Origin of the sequence: Alcaligenes endophyticus (assembly GCF_026344035.1) — a bacterium.
GTDB lineage: Bacteria > Pseudomonadota > Gammaproteobacteria > Burkholderiales > Burkholderiaceae_B > Alcaligenes > Alcaligenes endophyticus.
The window spans coordinates 74,159-101,137 of record NZ_JAPKND010000011.1 but is presented as its reverse complement, the minus strand read 5'-3'; the positions used below and the strand labels follow the sequence as shown (position 1 = coordinate 101,137).

Genomic DNA, 26,979 nt, shown 5'->3' with positions numbered 1-26,979 from the left:
TTTATTTTCGCACATGCCTTGGATGACATGCTGACACTATTGTTTCTGATCTTTCTACTGACCGATATTAGCTTGCGTTTTTGGCTAGCTTGGCGTCAAACGCGTTATGTACATCAGCATAAAGATCAAGTACCCCAAGAGTTTGCGCATCGCATCTCATTAAGTAGCCATCAACGTGCGGCACGCTACACCATCGCGCGCACCCGTTTAGGGGCCTGCGAACGGCTTGCCGAAACCATACTACTACTGTTGCTCACGCTCTGTGGTGGGTTAGAAGTCTTAGACTGGTTGATAGGACTTATGGTTGATAATGAAATGTGGCGCCAGCTTAGCCTGATCGGAGCCGTTTTGGCAATCATGGGTTTGGCTGGCCTCCCATTTAGTCTGTACCGAAAATTTGTCCTTGAGGCACGCTTTGGCTTTAACCGGATGACCTTAAAGCTCTATTTTACGGATTTACTAAAAGTTATCATTATCAGCATGCTGCTCGGTACACCTATCTGCGCATTCATACTATGGGCTATGGGTAGTTTAGGCACGTCTTGGCCCATCTATGCCTGGCTGTGTTGGGCGACGTTCAACCTTCTTATGCTGTGGCTCTTCCCCAGCGTTATCGCACCCTTATTTAATAAGTTTGCGCCCTTAGAGGACCAAGAGTTACGTCAGCGTATCAACGACTTATCCGAGCGTTGCGGGTTTCACACCAGTGGCTTGTACGTAATGGACGGATCGCGTCGATCAGCTCATGGCAATGCTTATTTCACCGGTTTTGGCCGCACGAAACGTATCGTTTTCTTTGATACTCTATTGGCCAAATTGCGAGCCAGTGAAATCGAAGCTGTATTGGCTCACGAACTGGGGCACTTCAAACATAAGCACATACTGACTCGTCTTGTTTTTAGCTTACTATTTTCTTTTGTGCTTTTTCAGGTTCTAGGCTGGGCCGTCACGCAAGTCAGTTTCTTCACCCAACTGGGCGTCACGCCAAGAATAGGCTCCAGCAATGACGCCTTGGCACTCATCCTGTTTTTCTTAGTTGTCCCTACTTTTACCTTTTGGACTACGCCACTGAACAGTTACTTGTTGCGCCGCGCCGAATATCAAGCGGACTCTTTTGCCGCACAACACAGCTCGGGTGATGAGCTATGCTCCGCCTTAGTGAAACTCTATAACGATAATGCCGCCACCCTCACACCAGATCCAATCCACTCCGCCTATTACGACAGCCACCCCAGTGCCATCAAACGTCTACAATTCATACGAGCTATAGCATGACAACTTTCATTAAGGGCCGCGTCATTGCCACCCACGGCCGCCACTGCTTTGTGGAGCTGGAAGATGGTCGTAATATAAAATGTTTTCAACGCGGCAAACGCAGTGATGTCACTGTGGGTGATTACGTCCAGGTACAAGCACAAGGGCAAGATGAAGGATCTATAGAACGCATCGATGAGCGCCGCAACTTATTTTTTCGCTCGGACGAGTTTCGCAGCAAACAATTTGCTGCCAATATAGATCAACTGCTGATTGTTGTCGCTCCTGAGCCCGAATTCTCCGAAGACCTATTAGGGCGAGCCTTAACTGCTGCATGGGCGGCTTCCATTCAACCTTTCATTGTATTGAACAAAATAGATTTATCGACCCACCTAGAGCGAGCACGCACTAAGCTGGCACCTTTAGCCGCCTTAGGCGTTCCTATTCTTGAGCTGAGCGCTTTAGACATTAGCCATAGCGTGGCATTACTACAGCCCATGCTCAAGGAAAAAACCACTCTACTTTTAGGACAAAGTGGTATGGGAAAATCTACGCTACTGAATGCTTTAGTACCGGCTGCACAGGCACACACCCAAGAACACTCGCAGGCTTTAGGCACAGGTAGGCATACTACCACCAGCACACGCCTCTATCATGTACCAGGGATAACTGGATCAATTATCGACTCTCCGGGCTTCCAAGCTTTTGGCCTAAGCCATCTAGAGCTTGATGACATTACCCGTGGTTTCCCTGAATTTCACGCCGCCATGCAAAACTGCCGTTTTTACAATTGTACGCACCGACATGAGCCTGGCTGCGGCGTGCAACAGGCCCTACAGGCGGGACAGATCCATGACGAGCGTTATGCTTTATATCAACGCTTGCTCAGCGAGCATGAGCAAAAAGGTCGGCATTAAAATGGGTGAATTCAGCGCACTCGGCTTGTGTGACGAAATCAGGCTGCACTAACTGACGCCATGCCGCCGCTAAATAGTGATACATATTACGCACTAACACCGCGGTGGCTCCCCAGATAAAATAAGGCCCCCAAGGGATAGAAAAATACACACGTCGGCTACCATCACTGGCCCTAAACTGATGCAGTTGATGCTTTTGCGGATCCATCAGCACGTGCAAAGGAACTTCAAATATTTCCTCCACTTCACCTGGGTCAGCTTGGAGCTGAAAGCCATTCTGTAACTGCATAATGACTGGGCACATAGCAAACTGCGTGGTGGTTACAAAAATGGGGTGCTGTCCTAAATAATGCATAAACTCGGGCGCTATACCCACCTCTTCCTGAGCTTCACGCATCGCAGCGGCCGCTATGGATAGATCGCTTTGTTCAATACGCCCACCTGGAAAACTAATTTGCCCCGCGTGATTGTGCAAATGTAGAGCACGCCGAGTAAAGAGTACGCCAGGATTCTGAGCGGAGGGGGTAATAGCAATACAAACCGCAGCACGCACATTTTTTGATTTTGGTAAAAAATGCGGATAAAAACTATCTTTAAATAAAGAATCTACTTGCCAAGAAATCGGCTGGCGAAAAGCCTGCACAACAAAATCGGGCTCTAAGGCTTGCGAAGGCAAAGCAGGCAAATAAGGAACAGGAAGCAATGGCGCTTGACTGGGATCAAACCCCAGCGCTGCTACTTCTCTGAACGCATTAGATATAGTTGAATCGAGCATGGATTCCACAAAAAAAAGGCACCCGCTTGGGTGCCTTTGTCTTCGTCCTACGCTTCCAATTAGTTACCAGAGCGACGGACGAGCTTTTCTTTGATGCGAGCGGCTTTACCCGAGCGTTCACGCAGATAGTATAGTTTAGCACGACGTACGGCGCCACGGCGCTTAACTTCGATGCTAGCAATTTGTGGAGAATACAATTGGAATGTACGCTCAACGGCTTCGCCGGAAGAGATTTTACGTACAATAAAAGCTGAGTTTAATCCACGATTGCGGCGAGCAATAACAACACCTTCGTAGGCCTGTACACGTTTACGTGTACCTTCAACTACGTTCACGTTAACAACAACGGTGTCGCCAGGAGCAAAAGCAGGTATTTCTTTGCCTTCGCTAACACGTGCGATTTCTTCTTGTTCAAGAATAGCGATTAAATCCATTATGGACTCCAAAAACATCTTACCTGCGCATAAATTAGGGTAACGCTTGTGTGCCAGGCAGAGGATGAACAGTAAAGCCTAGTAGTATAGCACCACTCAATTTTAATGAGCAAGAAGTAGCCCAAAAAAACACGTTAGCTTATGCATAAAAAACTCAAATTCCGGCCCTAGTGCTTTTTTTCTGTTTGCTCGATACTGCTCTGTGACAAAACAAGGCAAGACTAACACTTATGGAGCAGATATTTTCGCTCAAAGAACAAACTCACTTATGATAGTCACCACTAGCTTTATTTTTAGGCTTACACAAAAAAGGAGCCATCTATGCATGCTGAATACAAAATGCCCGGCGGAAAACTGTTGGTGATTAATCTACAGGTACAAGCGGGACGCTTACAGGATGTGCAGCTCAGTGGAGATTTTTTCCTTGAGCCGGCTGAAGCATTAGCAAGCATTAATCAATTATTAGAAGGGCTTCCAGCGGATTGCTCTGAAGAATACATCTGCCATCATCTGACACAATCCCTAGAGGGCAAGGTAGAGATGTATGGCATCAGCCCCGCTGCTATTGCGGCTGTCGTGCGAAGGGCGTTAGTATGAAATGGGCTGATTTACAGTGGGAGCTGATCCACACTGAGCCGCAGGCTCCTGCCTTGCATATGGCTTTAGATGAAGTAATCACCGCTCAAGTGAGCGCTGGCACACGTGCGCCTACGTTACGCATCTGGGAGTGGCAAAGCCCTGCGGTTGTCATAGGCAGATTTCAATCCTATCGAAACGAAATAGATCCAGAAGGGGCGCAACGCCACGGCATACAGGTTGTTCGTCGAATTAGTGGCGGCGGGGCCATGTTTATTGAACCAGGAAATACCATTACCTATTCAATTAGCGTTCCACAACAATTTGTAGCCGGCATGAGTTTTCAGCAGTCTTATGAGTTTTTGGACACCTGGTTAATACAAGCCTTGAAGTCCTTAGGCGTTAACGCTTGGTATCAACCACTGAATGACATTACTAGCGCAAGTGGAAAAATTGGCGGCGCGGCCCAAGCACGCAAAGGGCATGCCGTATTGCACCACGTGACCATGGCTTACGACATTGATGCCGGTAAAATGCTAGAGGTATTACGCATAGGTAAAGAGAAACTGTCTGATAAAGGAACCACTAGCGCCAAAAAACGCATAGACCCTATACGTAGCCAAACAGGATTATCACGAGCGCAGGTGATACAAGGCATGATCTCCGAGTTTTCCCAGCGGGCTTCATTAAAAGCGATAGAACTAGATTCCGCGACCTTAGAAGAAGCAGAAAACCTAGTCAACACTAAATTTTCAACTCACGACTGGCTGCATATTGTGCCTTAAGGCTTATACCACTCGTAGTGATTCTTTCTTTACCTTCAGAGGCTGACAGCAGGAATTAAAACCCGCCTGCTGCGGCCAACCACATTAAGCCAGGGATGCTTAGACCCCAAACGGCCACTAAACACACATCCAATGCTTTATTTTGCCAAGGCAAACCAGCTTGACGACGTTTGGGCTCGGCCATGGGTCGTACACGGCGTTTCATCGGCCCCTTCTGCTGAGTAGAAACAAACTGTTGGGGGCGACGCTTGAGAAATGACACTTCAGGCATTAGCTTCTCCGATACTGTTTACTTATACAGCACTGTATAGATAATCAGCACGAATATCAAGTGTGAATTCAGGAATGTCGGATTTACACCGCAGTACATACGAAAAAAAACCCAGCACAACATGACGTTGTACTGGGTTGGGCATGGATACAAGATCTACTTATTAGGCTGTGGTGTCACGCGTAAGTAAGGACGAATCTCAGTGTAGCCTTTGGGAAATTTTTGTTTAAGCACTTCAGGGTCTTTCAAACTGGGAACAATAATGACATCTTGTCCGTCCTCCCAGTTAACAGGAGTCGCCACACTGTAGCCATCAGTTAGCTGTAACGAATCTAATACGCGCAAAATCTCATTGAAATTACGACCTGTACTAGCAGGGTAAGTAATGATCAAACGCACTTTTTTTGCCGGATCAATAATAAAGACTGAACGTACTGTTACGGTTGTGCTGGCATTCGGGTGAATCATATCGTACAGGTCCGAAACCTTACGATCATCGTCCGCTAGAATTGGGAAGTTAACCTGTGTGTTCTGCGTCTCGTTAATATCGTCAATCCATTTCTGATGCGAATCAGCATCGTCCACTGAAACGGCTATGACTTTTGTGTTGCGCTGTGCAAACTGATCAGCCAGCTTTGCGGTGTAGCCCAACTCGGTCGTGCAAACGGGAGTGAAGTCGGCGGGGTGAGAAAACAGAATACCCCAGCTATCACCAAGATACTCGTGAAACTTAATGAGGCCTGTAGAGGACTTTTGCTCAAAGTCGGGTGCGGTATCGCCTAAACGTAAAGTAGCCATGCATATTCCCTTGCTGAGATATCAAAATTGAGACAAGCCCGGAGAGTCGGGCTTGCGTACACATACTATATATTTTGTCAGTCTAAGAAACGTACATCAAATAACTATTTGCTATATGTTTATTTCACATTTTCAGCAGTGGTGTAAGGCGCCAAAAGTTCTCCATCAGCCACAGCAAGTGCTAGGGCGTCAGCGCGAGGTAAAATATGGCTGGCATAAAAAACTGCCGTTGCCAGTTTTCTTTGCAAGAATTCATCGTCCCCCTGCTCTAAGGCTACGGCTGCGACCAATGCTGCGCGCGCCAGTTGCCACCCCGACAGTACGTTTCCAGTCAACAACAAGAACGGCACGCTACCTAAAAACACAGGACTGAACGCATGCTGCGCCTGAGTGAGTGTAAAAGTGGCGGACAATTTCACTGCCTCAATACCGGCTTCTAAACGCTGAGCAATAAGCTCAAGCGCTCGCGCGTGCTTGCCACCAGCCTTAGCCTGAGTAATGAGCTGCTCTACCGTTTCTTGCACCAAAGCACCTAATGCTTGGGCCTGCTGCCCCCCGTCACGCAGAATCTTGCGACCAATAAAGTCATTCGCTTGAATAGCCGTGGTGCCTTCATAAATAGTCAGAATACGTGCGTCTCTATAGTGCTGCGCCGCACCGGTCTCCTCAATAAAGCCCATACCGCCATGCACCTGCATGCCAAGATAGGTCACCTCTTGGGACATTTCAGTACCGAAACCTTTTATGACGGGAACGAGAAACTCATACAAAGTTTTATAGTGCTTGCGTTGCTGCTCATCAGGATGATGACGGGCTTTGTCGGCTGCCGAGGCAGCATAATAAGCCAAAGCACGCGCGCCTTCCGTTAAACCTCGCATTTGCAATAGCATGCGCTGCACATCAGGATGATGAGCAATGCTCACCGCCGCACGGGAGTCGCTATCAAGAGCAGCTCCTTGTACCCGATCGTGCGCGTAAGCGGTCGCCTGCTGCAAAGCACGCTCTGCCACAGCAATACCTTGTATGCCTACGGCATAGCGGGCGGCGTTCATCATGATGAACATATACTCTAGACCACGATTTTCTTGGCCCACTAGATAGCCGATTGCCCCTTCACCTACCTCGCCCTTATCGGCTCCGAAAAGTAACACCGCGGTAGGGCTAGCATGAATACCCAGCTTATGCTCTAACGACGCACACCACACATCATTTCGCTCTCCTAGACTGCCATCTTGCTTTGCCAAGAACTTGGGAACAATAAATAAGGAGATGCCTTTGACTCCGGCGGGGGCATCTGGTGTGCGTGCTAAGACCAAATGCACGATATTCTCTGCCATATCGTGTTCGCCGTAGGTGATGAATATTTTTTGCCCATATACTCGATAGCTACCATCATCTTGAGGAACTGCACGAGCTTTAACTTGGGCTAGATCCGAACCCGCTTGGGGCTCAGTTAAGTTCATGGTGCCTGTCCAGCGGCCTTCCATTAAGGCTGGCAAATAACGCTCTTTTTGCTCATCGCTACCAACCAGAGTTAAGGCCTCGATCACGCCATCGGTGAGCAAAGGGCATAAAGAGAAAGCAAGGCTTGCCGCGTTAATGTTTTCACTGGTCACCGCCCCTATCAGTTTAGGTAGGCCTTGCCCGCCTAGCTCGGGATCATGCTGCAAACCCTGCCACCCACCTGCCGCAAACGCCTCAAAAGCAGCCTTAAATCCGGGACTAGCGGTAACGTGCCCGTCTTTCCACTGGGGCGGCTGTGTATCACCAGATTGATTTAGCGGAGCAATTTCCTGCTCAACGAAACGCGCATTTTCCTCTAAAACGGCATCAATGAGGTCAGGTGAGAACTCCTCAAAACCTGGTAAAGCTAAGACCCCATCCAAATCTGCTAACTGCTTTAGGGCAAAACGTATATCTTCTACGGGAACACGGTAACTCATTGTCTCTCCTGTACTGCATAGCAGACAAGGGCGAGTCTTGAATACATCGCCTACCCACCCTTGCCCTGATCGCCTGCCATAAAGCAGGCTGACAATTTACAGAGCTTTTTCAAGCTCAGGTAACACCTGGAATAAATCAGCTACTAGACCATAATCTGCCACACTGAAGATAGGCGCCTCAGGGTCTTTATTAATAGCTACAATCACTTTAGAGTCTTTCATGCCAGCCAAATGCTGAATGGCACCCGAAATACCCACGGCCACATATAGCTGAGGCGCGACTATTTTTCCAGTTTGCCCCACCTGCCAATCGTTAGGTGCATAACCAGCATCTACCGCAGCGCGCGAAGCTCCTAAGGCGGCACCCAACTTATCAGCCAAACCATCCAAAAGCTTAAAGTTCTCTGCACTACCTAGTCCACGCCCGCCTGACACCACCGCCGAGGCACTAGCCAAATCAGGACGATCACTTTTAGCCAGCTCACGCCCCACAAAGCTAGAGCGGCCAGAATCCGCCACTGCAGCTTGCTCTTCAATCGCCGCACTACCACCTTGGCTCGCAGCTGGATCAAAAGCGGTTGTGCGCACGGTAATCACTTTAATCGAATCGGCCGATTGTACCGTTGCGATAGCGTTACCCGCATAGATAGGACGCGTAAAGGTATCGGCAGACTCTACTGACAAAATATCAGATACCTGCGCTACGTCTAGCTTGGCTGCTACGCGGGGAGCTACGTTTTTACCCGCTGACGTCGCTGGGAACAAGATATGAGTGTAAGCGGGTGCAACACTGATCACTTGTGCTGCTACGTTTTCCGCTAATCCATCTGCTAAGCTAGCGCCATCGGCCAAAATAACCTTTTGCACACCTGCAACTGCCGCCGCCGCTTCAGCGACTGCACGGGCGCCAGAGCCCGCAACCAATACATGTATATCTGACCCTAGTAAAGCAGCCGCAGCCACTGCATTTAAGGTAGCAGGGTTAAGTTGAGCGTTATCGTGTTCAGCAATTACTAGTATCGACATTTAAATCACCTTCGCTTCATTCTTTAGTTTTTCTACCAACGTGGCCACATCTGGCACCATTACTCCGGCCGAACGTGCTGCTGGCTCAGTAACTTTGAGCACCGTCAAGCGCGGCTTCACGTCTACGCCCAAATCCTCGGGTGTGTAGGTATCGAGCGTTTTCTTTTTCGCTTTCATAATATTGGGCAGCGTCACATAACGCGGCTCATTCAAGCGCAAATCTGTCGTGATGACAGCGGGCAAGCTTAGCTTAATGGTTTCCAAACCTCCGTCGACTTCACGTGTTACGGTAACACTATCGGCTGCTAACTCAACCTTGCTAGCGAAAGTTGCTTGCGGCCACTCTAACAAGGCAGCCAGCATTTGCCCGGTTTGATTGGCGTCATCGTCGATAGCCTGTTTACCTAAAATAACAAGCTGAGGTTGCTCTTTGTCGACCAGAGCCTTCAGTAGCTTAGCTACGGCTAAAGGCTGTAGCTCAACATCTGTCTGCACCAGTGCCGCGCGATCGGCCCCAATAGCTAAGGCAGTGCGCAAAGTCTCTTGACTTTGTGCTGTACCGCATGAAACGGCTACGACCTCAGTTACCGCACCACTTTCTTTAAGCCGCGTTGCTTCTTCGACGGCTATTTCATCGAAAGGGTTCATGGACATTTTTACATTCGCAATATCCACTCCGGTGTGGTCAGACTTTACGCGCACTTTCACGTTGTAATCAACGACGCGCTTTACAGGTACTAACACCTTCATCCTATATTCTCCAAAGTTTCATATACAGGTATTCAATTCAATTTGTATTCACACACCGCTCATGGCTCGAATATGAGCCACTACACTGCGCCCTAAGGACGACAAATCATAGCCACCTTCTAACATGCTAATGACTCGCCCATGCGCGCTGCTTGCACAAGTCTGCATAACCATACGCGTCAATGCCGCATAGTCAGCCTCTAGCAAGCTCAACTGTCCCATATCGTCCTCGCTATGCGCATCAAACCCTGCTGAAAAAAACACCAATTCAGGTTGAAATGCCGCAATCCTAGGAATACAAAGCGTTTCAAAGCGTTCCAGCACATGGTCTGCTTTGCAATATGCCTCTACAGGTATATTAACCATGTTTTTAGGCTGAGGTTGTTGATATGAGCCAGGAAAAAACGGATGCTGAAAAAAACTGCACATCAGTACGCGCTCATCATCCGCAAAAATATCTTCTGTGCCGTTGCCATGATGCACATCAAAGTCAATAATTAACACCCGCTTTAAGGCATATTTTTCTAGAGCATAAGCGGCTGCTATCGCGATATTATTAAAAAAGCAAAAGCCCATAGCCCGATCCCGGGTGGCATGGTGTCCTGGCGGACGTACCGCACAAAATGCTTGCCGTCGCTCTCCTTCTTGTAGCAAGGCATCAACCGCATCCAGACCAGCTCCCGCGGCGTGGTAGGCCGCATCCAGGGTGTAGGGGTTCATTAGTGTGTCAGGATCTACAGAGAAATGCCCCTGCTGCGGTAAGTTAGCATGCAAGTAGTTAAGATGCTCAGGCGTATGCACCCGTAAAACATCATCTCTCGTGGCACTACGTGCCTGCTGAGGATGCAAATAGCTTTCCAAACCACTAGCAAGGAGTTGATCGTTAATCGCGTCTAGTCTGTGGGGGCTCTCGGGATGCCAGGTGCCCATCTCATGCAAATGACACGCAGGATGAGTAATATATAGTGTCTCCATAAGGATGGATTATGTTCAAACCCCCACGTATTTTACAAGCAACTCTTATAACTATAGCAGCAGCAGGCTGTGCCGCAAGGCCCACACCCCACCAAACATCAAGCCTAGAGGTGATTCCTAGTGTTTTCCCTAATCAACTTGTGACTGGTGCTCCACCTGCCCCCTCGGCGGCCACCGTGGTGATTAAAAATTTACCTGAGCCTGCATCAATTCCAGCCGGATCTTCGCTAGCGAACCGACAAACTTTTTTTACGCCAGACGGACAGTTACAAGCTGATATACAACTATACGCTCAAGACGTCGCCCGCGTACGTCAGGTACCCCTTGCTTTAGTCGAACAAATTTTACTTCAAGCCAACTATAACGTGACCGCAGCAAAGCTGATGCGCCCCTCTAAGGGACGTATAAAAAAAAGCTGGGTAACCTACAAGCAACGCAATGTGGATCCTGTACGACTAGAACGAGGCGTGAAGTTTTGGCGTACTCATCAGCGTCAACTCGATAATATTAGCCAGCAATATGGTGTGCCCCCCTCCGTTATTGTTTCCATATTAGGAATAGAGACTGTCTATGGAAACTATATGGGTGACTTTAAAGTGCTTGATGCACTGTTTACCTTAGGTTTTGCCTATCCTGATGACTCTAGACCCGAGCGCGGACAACTGTTTCGTGATCAACTTGCTGACTTGATCGAGTTGCACCATCAGGGAGAGCTTAATGCTCTCAGCGTAGAAGGTTCATTTGCTGGGGCAATGGGGATGCCACAATTTATGCCAGGAAGTTTAATGCGCTATGCCGTCGATGGAGACAGGGATGGCACCATAGACCTACGCGGCAACCCCGTTGACGTGATCGCCTCTGTTGCCAATTTCTTACGTGCCCACGGCTGGCAACCCTCTTTACCTGTGTTTGCCCCAGTAGACATCAATCAGGGTAGCCACGTGCTGCTAGATGGGGGGATAGACCCGAAACGTAGTTGGACCGAATTCCAACAAGTCGGTGCAAAAATCGCAGGTCAGGCTGACAACTCAGGGGACTGGACACAATACAAAGTTGGGCTAGTAAACTTGGTGGATGAGCCCCGCGGCACGGTAGAATGGCGCTTAGGCACACCCAACTTTTTTGCTATCACGCACTACAACCGCAGCTACTTTTATGCGGCGGCGGTCGCTGATCTAGCCAGTGCTCTGGCTAGGCAGATGGGATATGGCGGACCTAATTAAAAATACCTGTCGACAAATAACGATCGCCACGATCACACACAATAAACACGATTGTGGCGTTTTCAGCACGTTGCGCAACCCGCATCGCAGCAACCAAGGCGCCACCCGATGACACACCAGCGCTAATTCCTTCCTCAGCGGCTAAGCGGCGCGTCATTTGCTCGGCTTCGGTTTGTTCAATCAGCTCGAACTCATTCACTTTAGAGGCGTCATAAATTTTGGGCAAATAGGCCTCGGGCCATTTACGGATACCGGCTATTTGCGAGCCTTCCGCTGGCTGGGCACCTACTACCGTAATGAGAGGGTTTTGAGCATGCAAATAAGAACCTACTCCCATGATAGTGCCTGTGGTACCCATTGCGCTCACAAAATGGGTAACTTGGCCTTCGGTTTGCTGCCATATTTCAGGACCGGTACCAGCAATATGCGCCAGGGGGTTATCACCGTTAGAAAACTGATCTAGTACAAGGCCTCGCCCCTCCGCCTGCAGTCGCATCGCCAAGTCGCGGGCATATTCCATGCCCCCCTCTTTGGCGGGCGTCAGAATCAGCTCAGCACCATATGCAGTCATGGAGGCTCGCCGCTCAAGGGAAAGGTTGTCAGGCATGATTAAGATCATTTTATAGCCACGTACTGCTGCAATCATGGCTAAAGCAATACCGGTATTACCGCTGGTCGCTTCGATCAATGTGTCGCCAGGCTTGATTAAGCCACGTAGCTCCGCCTGCCGTATCATTGAGCTAGCGGCACGATCCTTGACCGAACCAGCGGGATTATTGCCTTCTAACTTAGCCAATATGACATTACCGCGGCTTTGTCCAAAGGCGCCGGGAATACGTTGCAGACGAACTAAAGGCGTCTGCCCAATAGTCTGTTCAATAGTAGGATAGTTTTTCATCAGGAAATGATACACCTTGGGTAGGGGATCTATACAAGCAAAAAACGAGCCCTAGCGAACGCTAAGACCCGCTTCATAAGATTAAAACGGATTACAGGCTGAGGCTATGGTTTTTTGCGCGCCGCGCTTACTGCAGAATTCACACTGTTAGAGGAGGTAGAAACGCCTACTTTCAAACCTGACTCTTGAATTTGCAGTAATTTTTTAGGACCTATTCCCTTTACCCGTAGCGCTAAATCATCATACGACACATACGGCCCAGCACGCTCTCGTTCTTGTAAGATGAGTTGTGCTGTTTTAGGTCCGATACCTTTAACTTGTTGCAATTGCTCTAACGTTGCCTGATTGACATCAAAAGCCTGGGCACTTAAGGTGACTAAACTTAATATCAGCCCAACGAATAGGCTAAAAAAACGAATAAAAAAACGCGAAATAAAGGGCTGTGCTTGCATGATAAAAGCTCCGATGGAAAAATATCATCATGCTTTATTGCCTTTGCCCTTCATAGTGCAATGGCCTTGTTTAGCCATCACGGTAACTACTTATTAGACGTGCTTAGCGCACTCACACACTGCCCTAACCGCCAATAGATTTAGTACGTAGCATGCGGCGCACATACTCTGCCACACCCGTTTGCACGTCCATCATATCTGCCGTATACCCTGCCTGACGCAATTGGGTTAAGTCCGCTTGGGTATGACTTTGATAGCGCCCTTTTAAGTCTTCAGGAAACTCGATGTACTGCAAGTATTCACGCTGCACCAGCTGCGAGAGGGGTAAAACTTCTTCGCCTTGATGTTCACGTATGGTGTTGACCACTGTTTGAGCAATATCATTAAAAGGCTGTGCCCGACCGGTTCCGCAATTAAATACGCCGGACTGGCTAGTCTGACCTAGAAAATACAGATTTACCTTCACCACGTCGTCAACGAAAATAAAATCACGCATTTGGCCGCCGTCTGCGTATCCATCCCAGCCGGCAAATAAACGCACATAACCTTCAGCTAAATACTGACGCATATTATGCAATGCCACGGATGCCATACGTCCCTTATGCTGCTCTTGGGGACCATAGACATTAAAATAACGTAACCCCACGACCGGAGCGGTCAGTTCAGGCAAAGCCTTGCGTAACACCTGATCAAATAGGTACTTGGAATAACCGTATACGTTCAGCGGCGCTTCATTGCTAATATGTTCAGCATAGACGGGGCCAGCGCCGTACACGGCCGCCGATGAAGCATACAAGAACGGAATACGCTTAGCTTGGCAATAATGGAATAATTCAAGCGTCACCCGATAATTGTTATCCATCATGTAGTGTCCATCACGCTCTGTCGTGTCGGAACATGCCCCTTGATGCAACACCGCTTCAATCCCTGCTAGCTTATCGTCGAGGATCAATTGGCGAAATTGATCTTTGTGCATATAGTCGGATATCTGTGCCCCAATAAGATTGAGAAACTTATCGCCATCAGTCAGGTCATCCACCACTAAGATATCTGTGTGCCCCTGCTGATTTAAGCCCCGCACTAAGTTACTACCAATGAATCCGGCACCACCCGTCACTACTATCATTGCAATTCCTTTACCGTCACCACTGACGTACCCAGTTTACCGACTACGATCCCGCCCGCGCGGTTCGCCCATTGCATAGCCTGGTCCCAGCTCTGCCCGGCCGCTTTCATTAAAGCCAAGGTAGCCAATACCGTATCCCCTGCCCCCGACACATCAAAGACCTCTTGTGCTTGGGCACCGACGTGACTGCGCCCTTCTTGGCTAAACAGCGTCATACCCTGTTCAGAGCGTGTAATCAACAAGGCCTCAAGTTCTAACGCCGCACGCAGACGTTGGGCGCGTTGAGCTAGATCTTGTTCATCAGCCCACACACCAACCGCGTCTTGCATTTCAGCTCGATTGGGTGTGATGATCGTTGCGCCTTTATAACGCAAATAGTTTTCCCCCTTGGGATCAACCAAGATAGGCTTACCCAGGTGTCGAGCGGACTGGATCAAGTTCTCAACCTGCCGCAAGGTGCCTTTAGCATAATCTGACAGAACCAGTACATCGTGCTTCGGTAGTAGGTCCAGCATGGCCTGTTGCATCGCTTGTAAGCTACTGTCAGAGGGCTGATGTTCGAAATCAACTCGTAATAACTGTTGTTGGCGGCCTAAGACCCGTAATTTTAATGTGGTAGACATGCTAGGGTCAGTTTGCAGCTCACACTGCACATCATTTTTTTGCGCTAACTGCTGCAGCTCTGTGGCCGTATCATCTTGCCCCACTATGCCCAATAAAGTGGCGTGTCCGCCCAGGGCGGTAATATTTCGGGCAACATTGGCTGCCCCACCTAGCCTATCCTCGACTCGACCCATGCGTACAACAGGTACGGGGGCTTCGGGCGAAATGCGGTCTACGTCACCAAACCAATAGCGGTCCAGCATCACATCGCCCACGACTAATACACGAGCTTTTTCCACTTGCTGCAAGGGATAAATCATGGTCATCACTTGAGCTCCTCAAGACGCAAAGGCTTGTAGGTTTCCCAAGAATTGCATCCGGGACATTGCCAGTAATAGTGTTTTGCTTCAAATCCACAAGTTTGGCACGAGTATCGATCTAAACGCTGTGTGTGCTTATGAATCAGTGAACGTAATAAGCTTAAGTCTGCTCCCGCCACAATGGCTGCGGCCGGCGAGCCATCATTCACCACACCAGGGACCTGTTTATGGCTGTCGTCTTGCAATTCTACTTCCAACATTTTATCCAAACCCAATAAAGACGGCTGAGCACGTAAAGCATGACGCGCAAAGCGCCAAGCCTGCTCATAGCCTTCTAGCTCTCGAATTTGTTTAAACAATATAGAGAAAACATCTAAGGTTGGGTAATGCTGATAATGGGTGCGCAGTAAATCCACCCCAGCAGCCAAACGGCCTAATTGGTCGTAGGCTTTAAGCAAATCTTGAGCAAATAGGCCTATATATTCTGGGGCTGTATCCATTATGGAAACTAATGCAGCCCGCTCTTGTTCCTCTTGGCCTTGCAAATGGGCTTTGCGCGCACGCAGTGACGCCACTCGCGCCTGCGCTGCTGCACTGGCATGCCCAGCACCTAATTGCCTCAACGCATTCTCTGCAGCGTCTAAAGCTTTATCCGCTGCAGCGAAGTCGGGTGCACGCGGGTTTAAAGCCAACTCAATTTGTTCACATTGATAATGGACAATTTGCGGTACCGGCTCATCGGCCATTGCCTGCAAACGGCGAACAGCTTCAATCGCTTTAGGCCAGTCGTGCTCAGACTCATAAATACGTATCAACGCGCGCATCGCCGGAATAGCAAAACGCGTTTCCTGCACATGCTCAAAAGCTAGTTCTGCGCGATCCAGTAGTCCGGCTTTTAAATAGTCTTGAGCAATTTGATATTGCGCATTTTCACGATCTGCTTGCGGTAGATCAGCGCGCGACAACAAGCTTTGATGAACGCGAATAGCACGCTCCATTTCGCCGCGGCGACGAAACAAACTACCCAGGGCAAAATGCAGCTCGGTTGTTTCTGGGTCTAACTTAGCCACTTCCACAAAAGCGTCAATCGCTCTATCGGGCTGCTCATTAAGTAAAAAATTTAGACCCTTAAAATAAGAGTCCGGTAAGTTGCGTGTCTCGGACATCATTTGCCGAAAATCCACGCGCGCCGCTACCCAGCCCAATGCAAACACAATGGGCACAAAGATCAACCACCAGGTTTCGAAATCCACACCGACTCCAGAAAGACTTATAGGGGAGCCAAAGGCGCGATAGTTTCAGGTGCTACAGGCGCTGCAACAGACTTTTCATATTGCTGCGCTTTTTCCTGCAAACGGTCTAGTTCACGACGTAAGCGGCCCATTTCACGACGCCTGCGCATGGCGCTGAGCACCATAATCAATAGACCCAGCAGTAAGCCCAAAATAAAGGTACCTAGCATCACTACAATAAGAGGGATGTCATGCAGTACGTAATCGGCAAACAGATTAACCTGAACCGGCTCAGTGTTCTTGAGGGCAAACAATAGAACCACCACAAACACCAATAAACGAAGCACCCAGACGAGATAGCGCATTATTCCAGCTCCAAGTATTTTCTTTAGATTTTCTTGATTGTAAAGGGAATCTGCCCAATAGCACACGCAAAACAGGCCCTATGTTAGGGCCTGTTCAGATTTAGCACGAATAAACGTCGTCTTTAGCCATGGCGTGAGCCAGCGTTCAGTTGTTCAAAAACCCCATTTTGCTGTTCGTCAGAGTGTGTGCTTTCAAGCTGAACAAAACCTGCGTCCACACGCTCACGGAGCTCTTTACCGGCTTTAAAGTGAGGCACCTGTTTGCCAGGCACCAATACTTTCTCACCGGACTTGGGGTTGCGTCCCACACGCGGAGAGCGTGTGGACAGCGAAAAACTACCAAACCCACGAATCTCGATACGTTGACCATTTTCTAATGCTTCGGTCATTGACTCAAGAATCGTCTTGACTGCAAAATCCATGTCGCGCAGAGCCAGTTGCGGATAGCGGCTGGCTAACAACGCGATCAGTTCAGACTTCGTCACGCTGCTTAACCGTCGTCGCGCTGTTGCTGATCCAGCTTGGCACGCAGCAAGGCACCTAGGTTAGTCGTGCCCGAAGAAGCACTTGCCTCGGACAAACGAGCCATAGACTGGGCTGTTTCAGCAGTGTCACGCGCTTTAATGGACAACTGAATAGAACGAGCTTTGCGGTCAACGCTGAGAATCAACGCTTCCACCTCTTGGCCTTCTTTCAGTACTGTAGTAGCGTCTTCTACGCGACCCGAGGAGATCTCGGAAGAACGCAGATAAGCTTCTACATCGTGCGACAAGGTTACTACAGCGCCTTTAGGCTCAACAGTTTTAATGATACCGGCAACAACTGCGCCTTTATCATTGGTAGCAACGTAGTTATTGAACGGGTCGCCTTCTAGCTGCTTGATACCCAAAGAAATGCGCTCTTTGTCGGTGTCGATACCCAATACTACGGCATCAACCTCGTCGCCTTTCTTAAAGTTACGAACTGCCTCTTCACCCACTTCAGACCAAGACAAGTCGGACAGGTGAACTAGACCATCAATACCGCCAGGCAAGCCGACGAAGACACCAAAGTCAGTGATGGACTTGATCGCACCGCGAACTTTGTCACCACGTTTGAAGTTGATGGCAAAGTCTTCCCATGGGTTGGCACGGCACTGCTTCATGCCCAAGGAGATACGACGACGATCTTCGTCGATTTCCAGAACCATAACTTCAACTTCTTCACCCAAAGTAACAACTTTGCGTGGGTCAACGTTTTTGTTGGTCCAATCCATTTCGGATACGTGTACCAAACCTTCAATACCGTCTTCAACTTCAACAAACGCACCGTAGTCGGTCAAGTTGGTAACTTTACCGAACAAGCGTGTGTGTTGTGGGTAGCGACGTGCCAAGCCGATCCACGGATCTTCGCCCAGCTGTTTAACGCCCAAGGACACACGGCTTTTCTCTTGGTCAAACTTAAGCACTTTGGCTTCGATTTCTTGACCAACTTGCAATACCTCGGAGGGGTGACGCACACGACGCCATGCCATATCGGTAATATGCAACAGGCCGTCGATACCACCCAAGTCCACGAAAGCGCCGTAGTCGGTGATATTTTTAACGATACCCTTGATAACCGCACCTTCGGTGAGGGTCTCAAGCAATTTCTGACGCTCTTCACCCATAGAGGCTTCCAGAACAGCACGACGTGACAACACAACGTTGTTACGCTTGCGATCCAGCTTGATAACCTTGAACTCCAAGGTTTTGCCTTCGTAAGGAGTAGTGTCTTTGACGGGACGCAAATCGACCAAAGAACCCGGCAAGAAAGCACGGATACCGTTAGTCATAACGGTCAGACCGCCCTTAACTTTACCAGTGATAGTACCGTTGACCAACTCACCAGACTCAAGAGCCTGTTCTAGAGACAGCCATGCGGACAGACGCTTAGCACGATCGCGCGACAAAATTGTATCGCCGTAACCGTTCTCAAAAGCATCGATCGCAACCGATACGAAATCACCCGCCTGGACTTCGATTTCACCCTGATCGTTCAGGAACTCTTCCAGGGGAATCAAGGCTTCAGATTTCAGACCTGCATTCACCAACACAAAGTTGTGGTCAATGCGTAGAACTTCGGCGGAGATAACCTCGCCGCTTTTCATGTCTTGGTTTTTGATGCTTTCAGCAAATAGGTCGGCAAAACTTTCGCCGCCGAGCAAATCGGTGTTGGGGTTTGTGGACATTAAAATAAAATCCGTACGCCAGAATTGGCTATATCTAAAACACACCGGACACCATCATCCGGTGGAGTGAAAAAACCTGACAAGTTGCCTTGCAGGGCCTTAATTATTTTGTCTAGACCAAAGATCTAGCACAACAGCAACTGTTTCTTCGATGCTTAAGTTTGAAGAATCAATGACATGAGCATCAACAGCAGCCACAAGCGGCGCATGAGCACGATTTTTATCGTGCTCATCCCTTGCTTGCAAATCTGCGGTCAGACTCGCTAGATTAGCAGAAATTCCTTTCTCGTTCAACTGCTTACACCGCCTCTGGGCCCTGACTTCTGCACTAGCCTGCAAAAACACCTTTAAGGAGGCGTCAGGAAAGATGACTGTTCCCATGTCGCGACCATCGCCCACCAAGCCAGGTAGTTGGCGAAAATCACGTTGGCGTTGCAATAATGCCGCACGCACCGACTCATATGCCGCTACCTTGGACGCAAGCAAACCAATTTGTTCGTCTCGAATCGCCTCAGTGACATTTTTTCCAGACAAGTACACGTTCCCGGCGTCAAAAGAAGCATCTAAGTGTTGGGCCACCTTCGCCACAGCATCCACATCGCCAGTCTCTACATCTTGCTGAACACAAGCTAAAGCGGTCAGCCTATAGATAGCACCGCTATCAAGCACGTGCCATCCCAATGCCTGCGCCACCCGTGTCGAAACGGTGCCCTTACCCGAGGCGGTTGGTCCATCAATGGTAATAACGGGAACGAACGGTATTGAATTCATGCCTGCACCACCTGCGCAAAGTCGGTGAAGTACTCAGGGTACGTTTTGCTCACACATGAGGGGTCTAGTATGGTTTGTGCCAGAGGACCAAATGCTGCTAAAGAAAAACACATCGCAATCCGATGGTCATCGTAAGTCTCTATGCGTGCGCTGCGCCACGCTTGCGCATCAATGGGCCACACTTTCAACCAATCCGGCCCTGACTCGACCTTCGCTCCTAGCCGTTCTAGCTCAGTATGCATGGCATGAATACGGTCAGTTTCTTTGACTCTCCAACTGGCGATATTGCGCAAGGTACAAGGTCCGTCCGCAAACATCGCCATGGCAGCTGCTGTCATGGCGGCATCAGGAATAAGATTACAGTCCTGTTCAAAGGCGCGCAAACGTTCGCCTTGCGCGACCTTTACTCCGCTCACTACCAATGCATGGGGTTCGTACTCCACCTGAGCCCCCATGTCTTGGGCTAGCTTGGCAAATCCAATATCGCCCTGCAAACTTTCTGTACCCACCCCTTCTATGCGCAGCGGCCCACCGCCTATTGCTCCCAAGGCAATAAAATACGATGCGGACGATGCATCGCCTTCAATACGGTAGTACCCCGGGGAACGATAACGCGCTTGAGCAGGCACAGTAAAAGCGTGCCAGGACTCGCGTTGAACATGAACTCCAAACCGTTCCATCAGGCTTAAGGTAATATCAATGTAGGGCTTAGAAATCAATTCTCCCTCTACTTCAATACGTAAGTCCGTGCCACTTGCTGCGGTATAAATGGGTGCAGAGATCAGTAATGCGGTTAAAAACTGGCTGGAAACTGATCCTTTTACCTTGACTACCCCATGCTGTGCAGGGCTGCCTTGGCCAATGGCCAAGGGCGGGTACCCCTCTTGCCCTAAATAACGAATATCGGCCCCCAAACGGCACAGCGCATCCACTAGATCGCCAATAGGGCGCTCGTGCATGCGCGCCACCCCACTTAAGGTAAAGTCGCCGCCCATCAAAGCTAACGCTGCGGTCAACGAGCGGAAAGCTGTGCCTGCGTTACCTAAAAACAGCTCACCCTTAGGATTGGGAAAAGGAAAACCACCTTGAACATGTACCGAATTCACACCTACATCAGTCACGCTGACACCCATTTGCCGCAATGCAGCCAGCATGACACGCGTGTCATCGGAATCTAACAATCCCTCTAGTCGTGTGCTATCTGCCGTTAGAGCCGCCAATAATAAAACGCGATTAGAGATACTCTTTGAGCCGGGCAAAACCACGGTTCCTGTCGCCTTGATAACGGGCTGCAGGATGATCTGCTCCTGTGCATTCATTTCAAACCACTCCTACTGGCCCAAAACCGGCGCGCTACGGCAGCGCGCTCTAGAAAATCATATAAGGCCTGCCCGTCTTCTGCTTGCAGAGCCTGCTGTGCCGCATCCAAAGCTAAACGGACCTCATCTAGCTCGGCCAACACAGCCTCACGATTACTTAAGAAAATGTCACGCCACACCTCGGCTGAACCTGCCGCAATTCGGGTGAAATCACGAAACCCCGTTCCCGCCAAGGCAAAACGTTGATCAGAATTTGCCGCGCTGGCCACCTGCCCCATAAATACGGAGGCTAAGAAGTGTGGCACATGGCTTACTGAAGCCAATACTTGATCGTGCACATACGGATCCATGAACATCACCCTGGCACCACAACTTTGCCAAATCCGACTGAGCCTATCACGGTCTGCCTGACTGTTTTCTTCCAGCGGTGTAAGAATGACATTGCGGTCATCGTAGAGCTCGGCATAAGCCGCTTCAGGGCCAGTTGTTTCAGCCCCCGCTATGGGGTGCCCAGGAATGAAATGAGCAATTTTCTCTCCCAATGCCAATCGAGCGGCTTTCACTACATCATGTTTTGTGCTGCCACCGTCAGTGATTAAGGCATTAGAACGCAAATAAGGCTGCATGCTTTGCAAAACGCCTTGCATCGCCCCTATTGGGGTTGACAAAAAAATGATGTCCGCTTGCTGGGCCGCATCTTGAGCGCTGGCAGTCTCATCTACCAAGCCAAGATCGACGGCACGACGCAATGTTTCTTGGCTCCGCCCTACCCCGATAACACGGCCCACCACGCCCGCACGCCGTAAGGCTAGGGCAAACGAGCCCCCTATTAACCCTACGCCGACGACAGCCAGCACATCAATCAGGGGCCGGCCCTGTAGCGGCTGTTCTTTTTTCACCATGACTCACCCTGTAAACCCAACGCATACGAAAGGCGCACCGCGCTTACCAATCATTGACAGGGTAAGAACCTAATATCTTAAAGAACGCCACTTGTTTTTTCAGCTCAGCCAAGGCCGCCGCCACATGTGGTTGATCCACATGACCGAGCAAGTCAACATAAAAGTAATATTCCCATTGACCTGTACGCGCAGGCCTAGACTCTAGGCGGGTCATAGATACCCCATGCGTTGCCAAGGGAGCCAGCATGTCATAGACCGCACCGGATCGATTCGGGACTGCCAAAATGATACTGGTTTTATCATTCCCACTGGGCAAGGTCGGTATATTGCCTATCGCTAAGAAGCGTGTGCGGTTATGTGGATCATCTTGGATGCCCGATTCAACTATGCCTAAATTCCACGCCGTTACCGCTGTATCCCCTGCAATAGCAGCAACAGTTGGGTCTGCAGCCGCGACGCGGGCGGCTTCTGCATTGCTGGAAGCCGCTTCACGCATGAGCGCAGGGTGATGCTTTTGTAACCAGCGCTGGCATTGTGCCAACGCCTGAGGATGAGCCATCACCCGCGTCACCCCTTCCAATGAGCCTGTTTTGCTAAGCAAATTATGATGAACACGGATGGAGCGTTCTCCCAATACTTTTAAAGGAGAATTCAGCAGCAGATCCAGAGTGCGATTGACCGCCCCTTCACTGGAGTTTTCTACCGGCACCATGCCTACATCAGCCTGCCCAACTTCAACACTGCGAAAGACCTCGTCGAAGGAGTCGCACAGCAAGCGCTCTAAGGCGTGGCCAAAATGCTCATAGGCAGCCTGCTCGGAAAAAGAGCCCTGTGGTCCTAAGTAGGCTACCCGAGGGACGCTCTCCAAGCCACGGCAGGCAGAAATAATTTGCCCCCATACCGCCTCAACAGCGGCTGGCGTTAAAGGGCCCGGATTTTCCGCTTGCAAGCGGCGAATGATGCGCGCCTCTCGCTCCGGCTTCAAGATGGCCTCGTCCTCGTTATAGTCTTGTTTTATTTTGCCCACTTCCAATGCCGCTCGAGCACGTTCATTGAGCAACCCAAGCACTTGTTTATCAAGGGCATCAATGCGATCCCGCAAAGGAATCAATTGTTCACTTAAAGATTTAGCCATTCCGTTTTTCAAAGTCTGTCATGAAATCAATCAAAGCCTGTACCCCCTCAAGCGGCATGGCATTGTAAATAGAAGCGCGCATGCCTCCGACACTTTTGTGCCCTTTCAGTGAACTCAAACCAGCTTCTTCAGCCTGAGTTAGGAAAGTGCTGTCTAGCTTAGCATCATGCAACTGGAAAGGAATATTCATGCGTGAACGAGCCGAGCGCTGCACCCGATTCACATAAAACCCACTGTTATCAAGATAGTTATACAACAACTGGGCTTTAGCAATATTGCGTTGCTCGACGGCTTGCACTCCCCCTTGGCGCTTTAACCACTGAAACACTAAACCAGAAAGATAGATAGAGTACGTCGCTGGCGTGTTGTACATAGACTGTTGTTCGTCTAGATTTTGGTAATTGAATACAGCAGGACAAGCGGCCATGGCTTTCCCTAACAATTCACGTTTCACCACCACCAACGTTAGCCCTGCAATACCTGCGTTTTTTTGAGCACCCGCGTACAACATATCAATGCGCGAGAAATCCAAGGGACGCGACAAGATATTAGACGACGCATCGACTACCAAGGGCACGTTCAGTGCTGGCAGGTCTGTAAACTCTACTCCACCGATGGTTTCGTTAGAGCACACATGCACATAGGAGGAATCAGCGCGCAATTTCCACGTATCTACAGCTGGAAACCAGCTCCAAGCGGCCTGATCTCGACCATCGATATGCGCAGTAGCACCACTGCTTGCCGCAATGGCCGCATCCCCGTAGCGCGCCGCCTCGTGCTGGGACTTAGCCGACCAACTACCTGAAAGCACATAATCGGCTTGTGCCTTACCCCCTGCCAACATTAAATTTAATGGCAGTAAAGAATTTTGCGCTTGAGCGCCTCCTTGGGTAAACAGCACGGCATACTCGTCCGAAACCCCTAAAAGCTCGCGCAAATCTGCTTCAGCTGCATCCCGAATAGGCTCATACACCTTGCCACGATGACTCATTTCCATGACAGACATGCCTGAACCTTGGTAATCCAACATTTCGGCTGCAGCTTGCTCTAACACTTCTAGCGGCAAGGCCGAAGGGCCTGCCGAAAAATTCCACACTCGCATGATGCTTATTCCTCTTGATCGCTTGGCTCGGCGGGTGATTCGCCAGCGTCTACAGCACCGGGCTGTCCAGCGTCTTGCACTGAGTCGGTAAAGTCCTCTTCCTCCTCCAATGCATCATCTGTCTCCACTACACGGTAAACGCCAGACAACTCACTATTTTCATCCACGCTAATAAGTGTGACACCTTGCGTAGCACGACCCATTTCACGGATTTCATCTACGCGAGTCCTTACTAATACTCCGGCATTGGTGATCAACATGATTTCATCGCTCTCGCGCACGAGCACCGCACCCACTACTTTACCGTTTCGCGTAGAAGTTTGAATAGCGATCATACCCTTGGTACCACGGCCATGACGGGTGTATTCAGCAATCGGTGTACGCTTACCAAAGCCATTTTGGGTCGCAGTGAGGACCGTTTGAGATTCGTCTTCCGCCACAAGCAGTGCAATCACCGCTTGTCCTTCGTCAAGATTCATACCCCGCACGCCACGCGCTGCTCTACCCATAGGACGTACATCGCCCTCGTCAAATCGCACCGCTTTACCTGCATCGGAGAACAACATGACATCGTGCAGCCCATCGGTTAGCTGAGCCCCAACTAGGTAGTCCCCATCGTCCAAACCAACAGCAATAATGCCTGCCTTACGTGGATTGGAGAAATCCGACAACGGTGTTTTTTTCACAGTACCGCGAGAAGTAGCCATGAACACAAACTGATCATCGGAGAATTCTTTCACAGACAGCACTACGTTAATTTTCTCGCCCTCTTCCAACGGGAACATATTCACGATGGGGCGGCCGCGCGAGTTACGCGAGCCTTGAGGCACTTCCCATACTTTCAGCCAATACACTCGGCCTCGGTTTGAGAAACACAGCAAGTAGTCATGTGTATTGGCGATAAAAAGCTGATCGATCCAATCGTCTTCTTTCATGGTGGTCGCTTGCTTGCCACGTCCACCACGACGCTGCGAACGATACTCCGACAAAGGCTGGCTCTTGATATAACCAGCATGAGACAAGGTCACCACCATATCCATGGGGGTAATTAAATCTTCGGTATCCAGCTCCGTCGCATTATGCTCGATCTCGGAGCGACGCAAATCCTTACCTTCAGGGGAGAACTCATCGCGTACTGCGATCAGCTCATCGCTGATAATCGTGGTTACACGCTCGGGGCGGGCCAAAATATCGAGCAGATCAGCGATGCGGTCCATGACCTCACGATACTCTTGCACGATTTTATCTTGCTCTAAGCCCGTTAAGCGCTGCAACCGCATATTCAATATTTCTTGAGCCTGCACTTCGCTTAAACGGTACAAACCGTCGGTTTGCATGCCAAACTCAAGCTCTAGACCATCTGGGCGATACGCTGTGCTCCCTCCGGGAATAGCACTCGTGTCAGCCCGAGCCAACATTTCGCGCACCAAACCTGAATCCCAGGTGCGTTCCATTAAGTTTTGACGGGCTACAGGCGGAGTAGGCGCGGCCTTGATAATTTCAATGAAGTCGTCAATATTGGCCAATGCAACAGCCAAGCCCTCGAGCACATGACCACGTTCGCGCGCTTTGCGTAGTTGAAACACTGTACGACGAGTGACCACTTCGCGGCGATGGCTAAGGAAATACTCCACCAATTGCTTGAGGTTCAGCAAACGCGGCTGGCCATCGACCAGAGCCACGATATTCATACCAAACGTTTCTTGTAATTGCGTATTTTTATAGAGGTTATTGAGCACCACCTCGGGTACTTCACCCCGCTTGAGCTCGATCACCAAGCGCATACCGTCTTTATCAGACTCGTCGCGGATATCAGAAATACCCTCTATTTTTTTCTCATTCACCAGCTCTGCAATGCGCTCTTGCAGGGACTTTTTATTAACCTGGTAAGGGATCGCATCCACCACAATCGCCTGGCGGCTGCCACGCTCCATATCTTCAAAGTGCGTTTTTGCGCGCATAATTACACGCCCACGCCCTGTACGATATCCCTCGCGCACCCCAGACATGCCGTAAATAATCCCGCCCGTAGGAAAATCTGGAGCCGGTATGTACTCAATCAGCTCATCGACTGAGCACTCAGGATTGCGCAGACAATATAAACAACCATTTACGACCTCAGTCAGATTATGTGGCGGAATATTGGTGGCCATACCCACGGCAATACCAGAGCTACCATTAACCAGTAAATTAGGTAAGCGGGCGGGCAACAGCGCAGGCTCTTTCTCACTACCGTCGTAGTTAGGGACAAAATCCACGGTCTCCTGATCAATATCAGCGAGCATTTCATGGGCAATCTTGGCTAGACGAATTTCGGTGTAACGCATCGCTGCCGCACCATCACCATCCACCGACCCAAAGTTACCCTGACCATCTACCAGCATATAGCGCATGGAGAAATCTTGAGCGAGGCGAACAATAGTATCGTAAACAGCCTGGTCACCATGGGGGTGGTACTTACCGATCACGTCACCCACGATACGAGCCGATTTCTTATAGGCTCGATTCCAGTCATTGTTCAGCTCATGCATGGCAAAGAGCACTCGCCGGTGCACTGGTTTCAGGCCGTCGCGTACATCTGGCAAAGCGCGCCCCACAATTACGCTCATGGCATAGTCGAGGTAACTGCGGCGCATCTCATCTTCTAGAGAGACAGGAAGCGTTTCCTTGGCAAAGGAATCCATAGATTGGTTCTTTATAGATATAAGTTAAGCAAGAAGCCGGCCAAAGACAGGCAAATAAGAAATTCTAGCACTTTCACTCGGGTAGACGCAGAACCACGAGCAAAGCATTCATTCTACGGGAAGAAAAACCCCTT

The 26,979-nt window shown here is 49.7% G+C and carries 27 protein-coding genes; 5 read left to right on the top strand and 22 right to left on the bottom strand.

Annotated features, from left to right (window positions below):
• Window positions 1-27 precede the first annotated feature (27 nt).
• Together OSH01_RS15970 and rsgA are read left to right on the top strand one after the other, a co-directional pair.
• Window positions 28-1,275: a M48 family metallopeptidase gene (locus OSH01_RS15970; RefSeq protein ID WP_266125128.1), complete on the top strand. Its 1,248-nt coding sequence runs from the start codon at window positions 28-30 to the stop codon at window positions 1,273-1,275.
• Window positions 1,272-2,171, top strand: coding sequence for a ribosome small subunit-dependent GTPase A (gene rsgA, locus OSH01_RS15965; RefSeq protein WP_266125127.1), 900 nt, complete (start codon window positions 1,272-1,274; stop codon window positions 2,169-2,171). The genes OSH01_RS15970 and rsgA overlap by 4 nt, the downstream gene beginning before the upstream one ends.
• Here the strand turns inward: rsgA and OSH01_RS15960 are convergent.
• Complete coding sequence (locus OSH01_RS15960; protein ID WP_266125126.1) at window positions 2,140-2,946, bottom strand: NUDIX hydrolase; 807 nt, start codon at window positions 2,944-2,946, stop codon at window positions 2,140-2,142. The two genes, rsgA and OSH01_RS15960, sit on opposite strands and share 32 nt — an antisense overlap.
• A 59-nt stretch (window positions 2,947-3,005) precedes the next feature.
• A complete protein-coding gene (gene rplS, locus OSH01_RS15955; protein ID WP_266125125.1) occupies window positions 3,006-3,380 on the bottom strand; it encodes a 50S ribosomal protein L19 in 375 nt (124 codons plus the stop codon).
• A gap of 321 nt (window positions 3,381-3,701) precedes the next feature.
• Here rplS and OSH01_RS15950 point away from each other — a divergent pair, with 321 nt between their 5' ends.
• Together OSH01_RS15950 and OSH01_RS15945 are read left to right on the top strand one after the other, a co-directional pair.
• Window positions 3,702-3,977, top strand: coding sequence for a lipoate protein ligase C-terminal domain-containing protein (locus OSH01_RS15950; RefSeq protein WP_266125124.1), 276 nt, complete (start codon window positions 3,702-3,704; stop codon window positions 3,975-3,977).
• Window positions 3,974-4,741 carry a lipoate--protein ligase family protein gene (locus OSH01_RS15945; RefSeq protein WP_266125123.1) on the top strand — a complete coding sequence of 256 codons (768 nt, stop codon included), beginning with the start codon at window positions 3,974-3,976 and terminating at the stop codon, window positions 4,739-4,741. Before OSH01_RS15950 ends, OSH01_RS15945 begins: the two co-directional genes overlap by 4 nt.
• Window positions 4,742-4,796: 55 nt before the next feature.
• Here OSH01_RS15945 and OSH01_RS15940 read toward each other — a convergent pair whose 3' ends face one another.
• From OSH01_RS15940 to OSH01_RS15915, 6 genes are all read right to left on the bottom strand, one after another.
• The gene (locus OSH01_RS15940) at window positions 4,797-5,012 is read right to left on the bottom strand and encodes a hypothetical protein (RefSeq protein ID WP_266125122.1); all 216 of its coding nucleotides are present in this window, start codon (window positions 5,010-5,012) and stop codon (window positions 4,797-4,799) included.
• Window positions 5,013-5,168: 156 nt separating this feature from the next.
• Entirely contained in the window at window positions 5,169-5,810 is a 642-nt protein-coding gene (locus OSH01_RS15935; protein WP_266125121.1) for a peroxiredoxin, read from the bottom strand.
• A gap of 119 nt (window positions 5,811-5,929) precedes the next feature.
• A complete protein-coding gene (locus OSH01_RS15930) occupies window positions 5,930-7,753 on the bottom strand; it encodes an acyl-CoA dehydrogenase (RefSeq protein WP_266125120.1) in 1,824 nt (607 codons plus the stop codon).
• Window positions 7,754-7,849: 96 nt separating this feature from the next.
• Window positions 7,850-8,779 (bottom strand): electron transfer flavoprotein subunit alpha/FixB family protein, encoded by a 930-nt coding sequence (locus OSH01_RS15925; RefSeq protein ID WP_266125119.1) that lies wholly within the window; start codon window positions 8,777-8,779, stop codon window positions 7,850-7,852.
• On the bottom strand, window positions 8,780-9,529 hold the full coding sequence (locus OSH01_RS15920; protein ID WP_266125118.1) for an electron transfer flavoprotein subunit beta/FixA family protein: 750 nt from the start codon (window positions 9,527-9,529) through the stop codon (window positions 8,780-8,782).
• Between the two features lie 48 nt (window positions 9,530-9,577).
• Window positions 9,578-10,504, bottom strand: a complete 927-nt coding sequence (locus OSH01_RS15915; protein ID WP_266125117.1) for a histone deacetylase family protein — start codon at window positions 10,502-10,504, stop codon at window positions 9,578-9,580.
• 11 nt (window positions 10,505-10,515) lie between these two features.
• Here OSH01_RS15915 and mltB point away from each other — a divergent pair, with 11 nt between their 5' ends.
• Entirely contained in the window at window positions 10,516-11,727 is a 1,212-nt protein-coding gene (gene mltB / locus OSH01_RS15910; RefSeq protein ID WP_266125116.1) for a lytic murein transglycosylase B, read from the top strand.
• Here the strand turns inward: mltB and cysM are convergent.
• The 14 genes from cysM to gyrA form a co-directional block, all read right to left on the bottom strand.
• Window positions 11,720-12,625 carry a cysteine synthase CysM gene (cysM, locus tag OSH01_RS15905; protein ID WP_266125115.1) on the bottom strand — a complete coding sequence of 302 codons (906 nt, stop codon included), beginning with the start codon at window positions 12,623-12,625 and terminating at the stop codon, window positions 11,720-11,722. The genes mltB and cysM overlap by 8 nt on opposite strands.
• 104 nt (window positions 12,626-12,729) lie before the next feature.
• Window positions 12,730-13,077 (bottom strand): ComEA family DNA-binding protein, encoded by a 348-nt coding sequence (locus OSH01_RS15900; protein ID WP_266125114.1) that lies wholly within the window; start codon window positions 13,075-13,077, stop codon window positions 12,730-12,732.
• A gap of 124 nt (window positions 13,078-13,201) precedes the next feature.
• Entirely contained in the window at window positions 13,202-14,203 is a 1,002-nt protein-coding gene (gene rfaD, locus OSH01_RS15895) for an ADP-glyceromanno-heptose 6-epimerase (protein WP_266125113.1), read from the bottom strand.
• Window positions 14,200-15,126 (bottom strand): D-glycero-beta-D-manno-heptose-7-phosphate kinase, encoded by a 927-nt coding sequence (rfaE1, locus tag OSH01_RS15890; RefSeq protein WP_266125142.1) that lies wholly within the window; start codon window positions 15,124-15,126, stop codon window positions 14,200-14,202. The genes rfaD and rfaE1 overlap by 4 nt, the downstream gene beginning before the upstream one ends.
• A gap of 5 nt (window positions 15,127-15,131) precedes the next feature.
• On the bottom strand, window positions 15,132-16,379 hold the full coding sequence (gene lapB, locus OSH01_RS15885) for a lipopolysaccharide assembly protein LapB (protein WP_266125112.1): 1,248 nt from the start codon (window positions 16,377-16,379) through the stop codon (window positions 15,132-15,134).
• Window positions 16,380-16,396: 17 nt separating this feature from the next.
• Window positions 16,397-16,723, bottom strand: coding sequence for a lipopolysaccharide assembly protein LapA domain-containing protein (locus tag OSH01_RS15880; RefSeq protein ID WP_266125111.1), 327 nt, complete (start codon window positions 16,721-16,723; stop codon window positions 16,397-16,399).
• Window positions 16,724-16,845: 122 nt separating this feature from the next.
• Window positions 16,846-17,208: an integration host factor subunit beta gene (locus OSH01_RS15875; protein WP_266125110.1), complete on the bottom strand. Its 363-nt coding sequence runs from the start codon at window positions 17,206-17,208 to the stop codon at window positions 16,846-16,848.
• A gap of 5 nt (window positions 17,209-17,213) precedes the next feature.
• Window positions 17,214-18,932, bottom strand: a complete 1,719-nt coding sequence (gene rpsA, locus OSH01_RS15870; RefSeq protein ID WP_266125109.1) for a 30S ribosomal protein S1 — start codon at window positions 18,930-18,932, stop codon at window positions 17,214-17,216.
• A gap of 99 nt (window positions 18,933-19,031) precedes the next feature.
• Window positions 19,032-19,703: a (d)CMP kinase gene (gene cmk / locus OSH01_RS15865; RefSeq protein ID WP_266125108.1), complete on the bottom strand. Its 672-nt coding sequence runs from the start codon at window positions 19,701-19,703 to the stop codon at window positions 19,032-19,034.
• Window positions 19,700-21,022 (bottom strand): 3-phosphoshikimate 1-carboxyvinyltransferase, encoded by a 1,323-nt coding sequence (aroA, locus tag OSH01_RS15860; protein ID WP_266125107.1) that lies wholly within the window; start codon window positions 21,020-21,022, stop codon window positions 19,700-19,702. Before aroA ends, cmk begins: the two co-directional genes overlap by 4 nt.
• On the bottom strand, window positions 21,019-21,924 hold the full coding sequence (locus tag OSH01_RS15855; RefSeq protein ID WP_266125106.1) for a prephenate dehydrogenase: 906 nt from the start codon (window positions 21,922-21,924) through the stop codon (window positions 21,019-21,021). The genes aroA and OSH01_RS15855 overlap by 4 nt, the downstream gene beginning before the upstream one ends.
• 43 nt (window positions 21,925-21,967) lie before the next feature.
• Window positions 21,968-23,059 (bottom strand): prephenate dehydratase, encoded by a 1,092-nt coding sequence (pheA, locus tag OSH01_RS15850; protein WP_266125105.1) that lies wholly within the window; start codon window positions 23,057-23,059, stop codon window positions 21,968-21,970.
• The gene (serC, locus tag OSH01_RS15845; RefSeq protein WP_266125104.1) at window positions 23,052-24,161 is read right to left on the bottom strand and encodes a 3-phosphoserine/phosphohydroxythreonine transaminase; all 1,110 of its coding nucleotides are present in this window, start codon (window positions 24,159-24,161) and stop codon (window positions 23,052-23,054) included. The genes pheA and serC overlap by 8 nt, the downstream gene beginning before the upstream one ends.
• A gap of 5 nt (window positions 24,162-24,166) precedes the next feature.
• On the bottom strand, window positions 24,167-26,845 hold the full coding sequence (gyrA, locus tag OSH01_RS15840) for a DNA gyrase subunit A (RefSeq protein WP_266125103.1): 2,679 nt from the start codon (window positions 26,843-26,845) through the stop codon (window positions 24,167-24,169).
• Between the last annotated feature and the right edge of the window lie 134 nt (window positions 26,846-26,979).